Genomic DNA, 11,775 nt, shown 5'->3' on the forward strand with positions numbered 1-11,775 from the left:
GACAACCGGCCGGCCTGCCGGTGGCGCGCGCGGTGCCCTTTCCCCGGGCCGGCCTTGCTTGTTTTTTGTGTTCTGCTTGTCCTGCTTGTCCTGCCGCCGCGCCCCCTCATGCCCTACCGCACGGCTCCACCTCGCCTCACTGCTGGATGCGCGCGTTCTTCAGCAGATCCACCACGACCTGCGCGGTCGCCTTCTCCAGCGCAGCCTGTTCCAGCTGCCGGCGCAACACGTCTTTCACGGCATCGAACGCCGGCACCTGCGTCGGCCGCTTCGCATCGACCCGCAGGATCCAGTAACGCCCGTCGACCACCACCGGCGCGGCGGTCAGCGCGCCTTGCGGCAGTGCGACGAGCGCCTCGGCGAGCGGCTGCGGCCAGTTCTGCGTGCGCCCCGGCGCGATCGGCGTCTTGAACGACACCCAATCGAGCGCGCCGCCTTGCGCCGCAGCCGGCCCCAGGCTGGACTGCTTCGCGAGCTGCGCGAAATCGCCGCCGTTGCGCAGCTGCTTCAGCGCCGCGTCGGCCGCGGCCTGATCCGCGAGCACGATCGCGCTCGCCTTGTATTCGGTGTCGCCGAGCGCGCCGACCACCGCGTCGTACCGCGCCTTCACGTCCGCATCGCCGACGGGCGCGGGCTTGACCTGATCGTGCAGCCACGCCGCGATCATCGCGGCGGACTTCGCCTGCTCGACGGCCGCCGCCACCTGCGGCCGCGCGTCGTAGCGCTGCCGCTCCGCCGCCTGGCGAAACAGTTCGCGCGCGATCAGCTGGTTCTTCACGGCCTGCCGCGACGCCGGCGTATCCGGCAGGTTCACGGCCGCCAGCGCGGCGTCGAGCTGCGCCTGCGTGATCGCCACGTCGTTGACGCGCGCCGCGATGCCCGGCGGCGTACCGGCCGTCGCCGCCGCCGGCGCGGCGGCCGGCTTGCGGATCGCCAGCGCGGGCTGCGTCGCCGCCAGCCCCAGCGCCAGGCACAGCGCGCCGGCCATCCCTCGCCAGCCGCGCAGCGCGCGTCCGTCCTTCATCCGGAGTGCCTCGTGTTCCATGTCCTTCCTCCTCATTCCGACCAGTTGAGCGTCGCGAGCAGCACCGTCGCGCGCCGGCCGAGCGCGGCCGGCTGCAGCAGCGCCTGCCCGAGCAGCACCTCGCCCGTCACGACCTGCTTCCTGAAACTCCACGCGGCGCGCGCGCCGATGCCCGCGCCCGCGAGCGTCGGCCAGCCGCCTTGCGCGACGAGGTGGGCCTTGCCCGCGTCGACGAACACATACGGCTCGATGCGCGCGTCGTGCCACGCGGGCACGTTCTGCCACGCGGCCTCGTTGCGCATGTAGATCCCGCTGTCGCCGCTGAGGCCGCCTTCGGTGAAGCCGCGCACCGAATCCATGCCGCCGAGGAAAATCTGCTGGTTGCCGAACAGCGCGACGCGGCTGTACTGGCCGCGCACCGTGCCGCGATAACCCCAGCGCATGCCGCCGAGCGCGCCGAGCGCGACCTGCAGCGTCGCCGTCGCGTCGAGCTTGGTGAACTGGCTGTGCGCGTCCGTCACGCCGCTGTCGGGCGCGTCGTGGCTCGCGGCGAGCCACGGCAGCCCCTGCGACACGCCCGCCTCCCAGGTCGCCGCCGCGCCCTGGTCCTGCGCGACGAAGCGCCGCAAGCCGTTCAGCGCGACCCGCAGCACGCTCAGGTTCTGCGGATCGAGGTCGATGCCGTTGACGCTGCGCTCGGTGCGGGTCTTCGCGAACGTGACGTCGAGGCTCGTGCGGCCGCTGCGCGAGCGGCTCAGCACGCTGTTCCAGCCGAGGATCTGGCTGAACGAGCGCCCGGTCAGCAGCGCGACGTCGCCGATCATCTGCTGGTATTCGGACAGCGAGGTCGTGTAGCTGAAGGTCTGATAGCCATACGGCACCGCCGCGGACAGCACGATCGCGTTGCTCTCGCGCGTGCCGACGAAACTGGCCGACAGCGACTCCTGCAGGCCGATCAGGTTGTCGGCCTCGACGCCCGCGCGATAGCGCGTCTTGCCGGTCTGCGTGCTGCCGTAGTTGTCGACGCCGACGTTGTAGTAGAGCCGGTCGCCCGGCCGGTTCGCGAGCGCGACGATCGAATCACCGGGCGCCTCGCCCGGCATGATCTGGATCTCGGCCTGGTTGCGGCGCAGCCGGTTGATCTGCTCGACGCCCTGTTCGAGGTCCGGCAGCCGCAGTTCGTCGCCCGCGCGCGCGCCGAACGCCCAGGCGGTGCCCGCGTCCGTCAGCCAGCCGCCGCCGTCGGGCCGCCACCAGGGCCGCTCGGGATCGCGCGGCCGCAACGGCTGGCCGTTCAGCGTGAAGGCGGCGATCCGGCCCGCGACCACGTTGATCTTCAGCGTGCCCGACGCCAGGTTCTGCGCGCCCAGGTAGGCGCGCGTCGTGATGTAGCCCTGCGCGATGAACGCCTCGGTCACGCGCCGCAGCAGCAGGTTGATGCGATTGCGGCCGAGCGACTTGCCGACGAACGGCCGCGCGATCCGTTGCAGCGTGACGGGCGGCAGCACCGTCGCGCCGAGGAACTCGACCTGCCGGATCGTGAACATCGGCGCGACGTCGGGCAGCGTCTCCACGTCGGCGTCGAGGGGCAGGTTCGGCAGCGGCGGCGGCGCGGGCGCGTCGATCTGCGTGGGCGCCTGCTCGATCTCGTCGCGCCGCTGCCGGTCGCGCTGCTCCTGCAGCAGGCGCTGCGCGGGATCCTGCTCGATGCGCGGCGCGGGCAGCCCCGCGGGCAGGCCGCCGAGCGCCTGCGCGCCGGCCGCCTGCATGCCGGCCAGCGCGGCCAGCGACACCACGAGCCGGCGCGTCATAGCCCGAACCAGGACACGAGGCCCAGATGGTTGCCGTTGCCGATCGTGACCCGCTCGCGGCGGGGCGTGCGCAGCGTGACGACGCCGCCCGCGGCATGCACGCCGCCCGGCGCGCCGAACACGCCGCCGTCGACGATGCCCTCGCCCGTCAGCACCACCTGCCCCGAGCCGCCCGAGAACAGGCCGCCCGTATCGGCCGCGTAGATCGCGGCCCAGCGGTTGCCGAACCAGGTCTTCAGATCGTGGACGCGGTTCACCGCGCTGTAGCCGAGCACGCCCTGCGCGAGCGTGCGCGGCGCATCGAGCTTGAGCGCGCGCACCGCCAGCACCGTGCCGCCGGTATTGGTGATCTGCGTGCCGGCCTTCAGCGTGATGTCGGTGGCGGCCTCGATCACGCCGCCGAACCCGCGCACGGTGCTCGATGCGCTCGAGCGGCAGAAGATGAAGCAGCTGCGCGCGAAACGCGCCTGGCCGGTGAAGAGCGCCTGCGTGACGAGCGTGTCGCGCGCGGTAATGTCGATCGCGCCGTCGTCCGACAGGATCGAGCCGCCGAGGTTGGCGACCGCCTTGGCGCGGATCGTCACGTCGCCGCCGTCCGCCTTGATGTAGGCGAGCTTCGCGGGATCGACGATCGCGCCGTAGTCGACGCTGAAGCCGCTGTTGCGATGCGTGAAGAACAGGAAACGGCCGCCGCGGTCCGCGTAGCTGACAGGCGCGCCGTCGCCGACGCCCGCCACATGGTCGACCACGTTGCGGACGTCGCCGCCGGCCTCGATCGTCACGCTGCGGTTCGACAGGATCCGCGCGTTCTGGTTGATCACGTCGCCGCCCGCCGTCAGCGACACGTCGCCCGCGACGCCGAACAGGATGCCGAGGGCGGTGTCGGGCAGCGACTGGTTGCGGATGCTGCCCTTCGCCGTCAGCGTCACCGCGCCGCGCGAGGCCGGCTCGTCGTCGATCGCCTTCTGGCCTTGCACGATCGATCCGAGGTTGACGATGTCGCCTGCGCTCGTCAGCACGACGCCGCTCGTCGACGACGCGACGTTCGATCGCTCTCCGGCCGCGCCGGGGCCGAAGCGCATGCTCGCGGCCGCCAGCTTGATGCCTTCGTTGACGAGCAGGCTGCTGCCGCGCAGTTCGAGCGGGCCGGCCGCGTTCACGGTCGCATGGCCGCCGCCGACCTTGAACTGCACGCCGGTCAGCGTGATCGCGTCGTCGACCTGCAATTGCGCGTGGCGCGCGGCGTCGATCCGCGTGTTGCTGAATTCGACGCTGCCGTTCGACGCGAGCGTGAAGTCGCCGAGCGAGGCGTTGAGCGGCCCCGCGCTGCGCACGCCCGGGCCGCGGTCGGTGACGATCAGCTGCATCCGGCCGCTCGTGAGGCTGCCTGCCGCGGTGATGTCGATCGCGAAGCGCTGCGCGGTCTCGACCGGGCCGGGCGCGTAGCGCGTGAGCCATTCGTTCGCGTTGTCGGTCGGCGAAACGCCGGTGTTCAAGCGGACGCGGCTGCGCCCCGCGAGCAGGCGCAGGCCCGCGGTGTTCGAGGTGAAGGTATTGTCCACCGGCCCGTCGACGAGCAGGTTCTTCGCGATCAGGTCGAGCGAGATCAGTGCGCTCGACAGCCCGTTCGGGCCGACCACGATCGTGCCGCTGTCGGTGTCGAGCACCACGTCGCGCCGGATCAGACCGGGCGCGAGCTGTTCGTCGACGAAGCCGACGCGCCCCGTCGACAGCACCACGTGCCCGGTGTTCGTGAACGAGCCGCCGTTGACCGTGATGCCGTTCGGGTTGGCGAGGATCAGGTTGGCGCGCGTGCCGCCGAGCACCTCGATGTTGCCTTCGATCAGGCTGCGGGCCGTGCCCGTGACCTGGTTGACGATGGTGCGCGCATTGATGCCGACGTTGTTCAGCGACGCGCCGGCGGCGGAGACGTTGAACGACGTGTAGCTGTTGTGCGACACGCCGCCGACGGCCGGTGCGAGATCGACGATCTCCCGACCGCCCGCGCCGACCGACACGCGGGTCGACGTCGCGCCGTCCGGCACGATGCCGGCCGCGGCGACGGCAAACGGCGCGCCCGCGGCAAGCAGGCACAGCAAGAGACGCGCGCGACAGCCCCCGCGGTCTGCGCGTCCCGAAGATTCTCGGCGTAGCATGGTCGGCGTGCTCCGCTTCCAGCGAAGCGGGCCCTCGGTTCTTGGCTTATTGGTGTGTGTTTTTCGGGCGATCGCCCGTGGTCTGTCGAGTGTTATCGGCCGATCGAAAGGAAGCTTTAGGCTTTCGACAACTTTTTTTCATCGAACTGCAATGTGCGCCCGGCCCCGCCGCGGCCGGCTCGCCCGCGCGCTTCGGCATACAATCGACCCGCTCCGTTCAACCCGCCGCCGCCCCGCCTCGCCATGACCCATTTCCAGCCCGTCGCCCTCGAACACGCCAGCCGCCTGATCAACCACGGCCCGACGGTGCTCGTCACCAGCGCCGACGGCGCGCGCCGCAACGTGATGGCCGCCGCCTGGTCGATGCCGGTCGAGTTCACGCCGCCGCGCATCGCGATCGTGATCGACAAGCGCACCTTCACGCGCGAGCTGATCGCCGCGAGCGGCCGGTTCGGCGTGTGCCTGCCCGGCGCGGCGGCGATCGACCTGACCTACGCGGTCGGCGGCGCGAGCGGGCGCGAGTTCGACAAGTTCGCGCGCTACGGCATCGCCGCCGCGCCCGGCCCCGTGCTCGGCGTGCCGGTGATCGAGACCGATTGCGCCGCGTGGTTCGAGTGCCGGCTGATCCCGGAAGCGCACACCGAGGACGCCTACGACACCTGCTTCGGCGAGATCGTGTCGGCGGCCGCCGACGCGCGCGTGTTCAGCCAGGGCCGCTGGCGCTTCGACGAGGCGAACGCCGCGCTGCACACCATCCACCACCTCGGCGCGGGCAACTTCGTGCGGGCGTCGGCCGCCGTCGCGGCCAAGCCGCTGTAAGCGTCCGCCCGCGTCACGGCAGCGCGGCCTTCACGCGCGTCCACAGCCGCCCTTGCAGGCGGCTCAGCGCGGGCGCCTCGGCCTCCGGCGTGAACAGCGTCCGGCGCACCGTCTCGCCCGGATAGATCAGCGGATTGCGCGCGAGCGCCGGATCCATGTACCGCAGCGCATCGCGGTTCGCGTTCGCGTAGCGTCTCGCGGTGGAGATCTTCGCGACGACGTCGGGCCGCAGGATGTAGTCGATGAAGCGGTGCGCGTTGTCCGGATGCCGCGCCGTCTTCGGAATCGCCATGCTGTCGAACCACATGAGCGTGCCGACCCTGGGCAGGTCGTGGACGATATCGCGCGCGGCGTCGAGCCGCCGCGCCTTCTCCGCGCCCAGCGTGATCGCGCCCGAGTAGCCGATCGTCACGCACAGCTCGCCGTCGATCAGCTCGTGCGCGTCCGACGAATTGACGAACACCGCGATCGACGGCCGGACCTTCATCAGCATCACCTCCGCCGCCGCCGCATAATCGGCCGGGCCCGGATGCACGGGATCGCGGCCGAGATAGCGCAGCGCGAGCGGCAGCACGAGGCTCGCCGCGTCCGGCCAGCCGATCCGGCAATGCGCGGCGATCCGCGCGGCGAGCGCGGATCGAAGACGAGCGCCAGGCTGTCGGCCGGCAGATCCTTGCCGAGGATCGCGCTCAGCTTCGCGCGATCGTAGCCCACGCCGACGGTGCCCCACATGTACGGCACGCCGTACCGGTTGCCCGGATCGGCCTGGGCGGCGAGCCGCAGCAGCGCGGGATCGAGGTGCCGCAGGTTCGGCAGCCGGCGGCGGTCCAGTTCGCGAAACGCGCCGGCCTGGATCTGGCGCGCCATGACGTCGTTCGACGGCCAGACGAGGTCGTAGCCGCTGTCGCCCGTCATCAACTTGGCCTGCAGCGTCGCGTCGCTGTCGTAGGCGTCGTGGCGCACCTGGATGCCGGTTTCCTTCCGGAACGCGCTGAGCGTGTCGGGCGCGAGCCAGGTCGCCGCCATCGGCTCCCACTCCGCCGGCATGCGATAGCCGGCCTCACGCGCATCGAAACGACTCATCGGTCCCGCTCCTCATGAATGATGGATGAGCCCTTGTGCTAGCATCGAAACCTGATGAAAATTGATCTTTCTTGGCTTAATCAATCAGTTTCATTCATATCTCGATGACACGTATCCCGTCGCTGAAACTGTTGATCGGCTTCGAGGCCGCCGCCCGCCACGGCAACTTCTCGCGCGCGGCCGACGAGCTGCATCTGTCGCAATCCGCGATCAGCCATCAGATCCATCAGCTCGAAGCACAACTGGGCCAGCCGCTGTTTCGCCGGGTCGGTCGCGGCGTGGAGCTGACGGTGGGCGGCGAGGTGTTGCAGCGAAGCGTGCAGCGCTCGCTGGAAACGCTGCGCAGCGGGCTCGGCCGCATCGGCACCTATCTCACGCCGGGGCTCGTCGTGCTGGTCTGTCCCGCGCCGCTGGCGCACGGCTGGCTGCAGCCGCGCCTCGCGGCGATGCGCGCGGCGATTCCCGAGCTGTGCCCGCTGCTGTCGGTCAATGAAAGCGCGCGCTATGTCGACGAGATCGACGTCGACATCACGATCGGCCAGCGCCCGCTCATGCAGCCCGGACTGCTCGAAATTCCCTTCCTCGACGACGAACGGGTGACCGTGTGCGCGCCCGCGCTGGCCGCGCGGCTCACCGGCGTGCCGGTCGCAGAACACCATGCGCACGCGGATCTCGTCTGCCTGGAAGAGGACATCGTCCGCGAGGACACGGCGGCCATCCTGCGCGAGCAGCTCGCCACGTTCGGCAACAAGACCATCTACGACGACCAGCGCCTCGCGCTCGACGCGGTGCTGCGCGGCCACGGCCTCGCCTGCCTGCCGCGCCTGCTGGTTCAGGATGAAATCGACCGGGGGCGGCTCGCGGTGCTGCCCGGGTATCCGCGCGTGCCCGGCGCGGCATGGTGGATCTCGCGGGTCGCGAAGACGCCGCGCTCGCGGGCGGTAGCCGCTGCGTTCGACTGGCTGTGCGCGCAGGGAAACGGCGCGCCGCCGGCGGTGGAGGCCGCGCCGGCGGACCACGCATGACGCGCGCCGCGCGCCGGCCGCCCGGCGCGCGGCGTCCTCAAGCCGGCACCTCGCGGGTCGCGCAGTGCAGCCCGCCGCCGCCCGAGGCGATGCCGAGGATGTCGACCTGGACGATCGCCCGCCCGCCCGTGTAAGGCTGCAAGGCGCGCACCGCGGCGGCGTCGGCGGCCCGGTCGTTGAACTTCGGCAAGACGAACGCGCCGTTGCACTGATAGAAGTTGATGTAGCCCGCCGCGAAGTTCGACATCTGGCTGCGATTCAGCTCGACGTCGCCCGACATGCCGTAATCGGCCGGCGCCGCCAGCTCGACGAGCCGCAGCGTGCGCCCGGCGGCGTCGGTCTGGCCGGTCAGGTGCTTCAGGTTCTCGCGCATCAGCGCGCGCTCGCCCGTGGCGTTGGCGGGATCGGACGCATAGGCCACGACCCCGGGCGCGATGAACTTCGCGTAGAAATCGGCGTGACCGTTCGTGATGTCGGTTTCCACGTCCGGCGTCGCCGCGCCGGGCGCCGCGCCCGCGCCGCAGCCGCGCGGGTAGATCGCCGTCCCCGGCAGCCAGATGATCTTGTCGATGCCGAGCGTGCGCTGCAGTTCGAGCCGCACCGTGTCGCGTGCGGTCGGCAGCAGCGTCGCGCGGCGCACGTCGCCGCCCGGAATGCGGAACAGCTGCGGATTGCGGTTCACGTGCAGCACCGACGATTCCGTGAGGATCGCGGTCCCTTCGCCGTCGGCCTCGATCGCGCCGCCCTCGAGCGTCAGCGTGCTGCGGATCAGCGGCGCGCCGTGCCGGGCCGCCATCCAGGCAGCCAGCCTGCGATCGTTGGCGAACGGCTGGTAGAACACCCCCGCCTTCGAACGATTGCTGCCGGCGAGCGCCGCCCCGGGCACGTCGGACGTGCGGCGCAGCCGCCCGCCCGTCGAGATCAGGCCGTCCGTGTTCGCGTTGCCCCAGCCGTTGAAATTGAAATCCACCGCGTGCGCCGCGCCGCCCTTCTCGCGCGCCTTGACGAACACGCAGCCGGTGTCGCGGGTCCAGAAATCGTCGAAGCCGTCGGCGAGCGGCACCAGCGTGACGCCACCCGTCCCGGCCGGTCGCGCCTGGTACTTCGCGTGCAGGTCGGGATTCGCGTCGCTCGGCGCGGCGAGCAGCCTGCGCGCGATCGCGAGATCGGACGGCAGCACCAGCATCGATACCGGCTCATAGGCGCCGACCGCCTTCGCCACGTCCATCAGGTCGGATTGCACGCGATCGATGCCGGCGTTGGTGCTGCTCGACGTCACGGGCGTCCAGATGCCCGCTTCGGCCGACGCGAACGCCATGCAGGTGGCCGCATGCGGCGCATCCTCGCTCGGCATCAGGTAGGCCGGGCGCGCGGCGGTGGCCGTGCTGCTGGACGACGCCCCCGACCCGGTCGCGGCCTGGGCATCCTGGCCGCCGCCGAGGCAGCCCGTCAGGATGCCGGCGAAGCCGGCGCCGGCCAGCGTCGCCGCCCCGCCGATGAATTGCCGGCGCGTGCGCGACGGCGTGCGTGCGTCCGGGTGAGGTGCTTGCTTGTTCATGTCGTCCATTGTTCAGCCTTTCATCGTGACAGCGCGCGCCGTTGGACCCGCGCACGCCGTTTGCGTGATCCGCGCCGCGGGGCCGGGTGGGACCGCCGGAGCGCCGGACCGCCGCATCGGAGCGGGCGGTCGCGTCGCCGGCATCCGGCCCCGCTGCGCGCGGCTTCCACCGATTCATGTCACACCATTGGCATGACGAACTATCCCGGAAGCGCGCACATGGTGCCAGCCATCAAGCGTGACGTATATTTATATTTCTTGCCTCAATTGATCAGGTTTTCTCATATCTTGACTCATCGAGATCGGGATATACGGGGAGAAAAGGGGCGGCATCGGTCATGGTCGCCGGCAAGCGTCGGCGGCTGCCGACGTCCCGGCGCCGGCACCGCGCGCGTCTCACGCCACCGGCGGCCTCGTCTGCCCCGCCGCCAGCAGGTCGCCGCGCAGAAGGCAGCGGCACGCGTCGTGCCAGCCATAGCGAGGGTCATCGCAGATCGTGTGCCGCCCCTGCGGAAACCGTGCGACGGAGGCGCGGTCGAGCGCCTGGCGCAAGGCCGCGAACACCGCGCCCCTCACCGGCCAGTCGGCATATACGGGGCCGTCGCCCAGGGTGTTGCCGCACCGCAGTCCATGGCGCAGCAGCGCGTCGAGTTCCGGGCAGAGATGCGTTCCCGGCTTCTTGGGCAGGAAATGGATTCGGGAAATGAATGGGGGAATGCGGATGCGCTTCGCGCGTGTCGCCGCACCGGCGACGAACCGCCCGGACACCGTGCGCGACGCGGTCCGCCCGCTCCGTCCGGCGCCCCGGCGTCCTTGCCCGCCGCCATGCACCGTACCGCAGCCGACCATGCCGCGCCACATGTATGATGATTGCCGAAACCGGCACGGATTCACCCCGCGCCTCCGCCGTTCCCGCCTGCGCCGTCCCGCGCCCGCCTCCCCGCGCGAAGCAGCGCCTCGCAATCCGCATCCGTAGCAGCAGCACGTTCCCCACGCCCGCCGGGCGAAGTCGCCCCATCGCGGCACATAACAGGAGACAGGCAACATGCAGCCAATCATGCTGGGCGATCTCGCGGTTCGGAAAATCATCGAGATGGAGATGAATCTTCCCGTCGAAACCTACTTCCCTGGCGTGACGGCCGCCGATCTCGCACACCTGAAACGCTGGTACTGGGACGACGCGCTGTCGCCCGACCCCGCGCACGCGCATTGCGGAATGAGCGTGCACAGCTACCTCGTCCGGATCGGCGGCAAGACGATCCTGATCGACAGTTGCAACGGCAACGACAAGGACCGCTCGCTCGACTTCGTGCACCGGCTGAACACGCCCTGGCTCGACCGGCTGAATGCCGCCGGCGTCGCGCCGGAAGACATCGACATGGTGATGTGCACGCATCTGCACGTCGATCACGTCGGCTGGAACACGCGGCTCGACAATGGCCGGTGGGTGCCGACCTTCCCGAATGCGCGCTACGTGATGGGCCGCCGCGACGTCGAGCACATCGGACGCCCCGACGCCCCGGTTTTCGACCGCGAGCCGTGGCTCGATTCCGTGCTGCCGGTCATCGACGCGGGCCAGGCCGATCTCGTGGAAGGCGACGAAGTGCTGCTCGGCAAGGTCGGCAACGGCCTGTGGCTGCGCCCGGCGTTCGGCCACTCGCCCGGCAACTGCATGCTGCACGCGTGCAGCGGCGGCCCGACCGCGCTGTTCTCGGGCGACGTGCTGCATCATCCGATCCAGTTCGTGCGCCCCGACGTCCACTTCTATTTCGACTGGGACGGCGCGCTCGCGGCGCAGGTCCGCACCGCGCTCCTGCACGAACTCGCCGGCACCGACATCGTGCTGTTCCCCGCCCATTTCAAGTCGGGCGGGCGGGTCGAGCGTGATGGCGAGCGATTCCGCTACCGCGCGCTCGGGGACTGACGCGGGGTTTCGCCCTCGGGGTTTCGCCCTCGGGGTTTCGCCCTCGGGGTTTCGTCCTCGGGGTTTCGCCCTCGGGGTTTCGTCCTCGGGGTTTCGTCCTCGGGGTTTCGTCCTCGGGGTTTCGCCCTCAGGGTTTCGCCCTCAGGGTCTCGCCCTCAGGGCCGCTGCCTCGGGCCGCGTCCGCTGCGCCATCGCGCGAAATAACGACAGCACCTCGGTTGCGGCGCGGTTCCCGCGCACGGGCGGATGCGGCGATCACGAGAACATGCCGCGGTCGAAGCCGAGCGTCGATGCCTCCGCGCAGCGCAATCACTCGCAAACCATCCGCCGGGCCGGCCACGACAGCGTCATGGCAAGGCGGCCGCGCCCAAGCGC

At 70.8% G+C, this 11,775-nt stretch carries 10 protein-coding genes; 3 read left to right on the top strand and 7 right to left on the bottom strand.

Annotated elements, in window-relative coordinates:
- Positions 1-136: 136 nt before the first annotated feature.
- From AC1RQF_RS03235 to AC1RQF_RS03245, 3 genes are read right to left on the bottom strand one after another with little or no spacing between them, the layout of a single operon-like run.
- A complete protein-coding gene (locus AC1RQF_RS03235; protein ID WP_492871308.1) occupies positions 137-1,045 on the bottom strand; it encodes a peptidylprolyl isomerase in 909 nt (302 codons plus the stop codon).
- Between the two features lie 11 nt (positions 1,046-1,056).
- The gene (locus AC1RQF_RS03240; RefSeq protein WP_492871310.1) at positions 1,057-2,835 is read right to left on the bottom strand and encodes a ShlB/FhaC/HecB family hemolysin secretion/activation protein; all 1,779 of its coding nucleotides are present in this window, start codon (positions 2,833-2,835) and stop codon (positions 1,057-1,059) included.
- The gene (locus tag AC1RQF_RS03245) at positions 2,832-4,991 is read right to left on the bottom strand and encodes a two-partner secretion domain-containing protein (protein WP_492871311.1); all 2,160 of its coding nucleotides are present in this window, start codon (positions 4,989-4,991) and stop codon (positions 2,832-2,834) included. Before AC1RQF_RS03245 ends, AC1RQF_RS03240 begins: the two co-directional genes overlap by 4 nt.
- Before the next feature lie 243 nt (positions 4,992-5,234).
- Between AC1RQF_RS03245 and AC1RQF_RS03250 the strand changes: the two genes are divergently transcribed.
- Positions 5,235-5,810: a flavin reductase family protein gene (locus AC1RQF_RS03250; protein ID WP_492871312.1), complete on the top strand. Its 576-nt coding sequence runs from the start codon at positions 5,235-5,237 to the stop codon at positions 5,808-5,810.
- 13 nt (positions 5,811-5,823) lie between these two features.
- On the opposite strand, the gene AC1RQF_RS03255 is transcribed toward AC1RQF_RS03250, so the two are convergent.
- On the bottom strand, positions 5,824-6,303 hold the full coding sequence (locus tag AC1RQF_RS03255) for an extracellular solute-binding protein (protein WP_492871313.1): 480 nt from the start codon (positions 6,301-6,303) through the stop codon (positions 5,824-5,826).
- On the bottom strand, positions 6,303-6,893 hold the full coding sequence (locus tag AC1RQF_RS03260; protein ID WP_492871314.1) for an extracellular solute-binding protein: 591 nt from the start codon (positions 6,891-6,893) through the stop codon (positions 6,303-6,305). The genes AC1RQF_RS03255 and AC1RQF_RS03260 overlap by 1 nt, the downstream gene beginning before the upstream one ends.
- A gap of 104 nt (positions 6,894-6,997) precedes the next feature.
- Here AC1RQF_RS03260 and AC1RQF_RS03265 point away from each other — a divergent pair, with 104 nt between their 5' ends.
- Positions 6,998-7,918: a LysR family transcriptional regulator gene (locus AC1RQF_RS03265; RefSeq protein ID WP_492871315.1), complete on the top strand. Its 921-nt coding sequence runs from the start codon at positions 6,998-7,000 to the stop codon at positions 7,916-7,918.
- 37 nt (positions 7,919-7,955) lie between these two features.
- Here the strand turns inward: AC1RQF_RS03265 and AC1RQF_RS03270 are convergent, their stop codons facing one another.
- Together AC1RQF_RS03270 and AC1RQF_RS03275 are read right to left on the bottom strand one after the other, a co-directional pair.
- The gene (locus tag AC1RQF_RS03270) at positions 7,956-9,476 is read right to left on the bottom strand and encodes an agmatine deiminase family protein (RefSeq protein ID WP_492871316.1); all 1,521 of its coding nucleotides are present in this window, start codon (positions 9,474-9,476) and stop codon (positions 7,956-7,958) included.
- Between the two features lie 396 nt (positions 9,477-9,872).
- Positions 9,873-10,337, bottom strand: coding sequence for a hypothetical protein (locus tag AC1RQF_RS03275; protein ID WP_492871317.1), 465 nt, complete (start codon positions 10,335-10,337; stop codon positions 9,873-9,875).
- Positions 10,338-10,521: 184 nt separating this feature from the next.
- On the opposite strand from AC1RQF_RS03275, the gene AC1RQF_RS03280 reads away from it, so the two are divergent.
- Positions 10,522-11,400, top strand: coding sequence for an MBL fold metallo-hydrolase (locus AC1RQF_RS03280; protein WP_274003755.1), 879 nt, complete (start codon positions 10,522-10,524; stop codon positions 11,398-11,400).
- The last annotated feature ends 375 nt before the right edge of the window (positions 11,401-11,775 follow it).

The sequence above is a fragment of the Burkholderia sp. GW821-FHT14F03 genome (assembly GCF_058803765.1).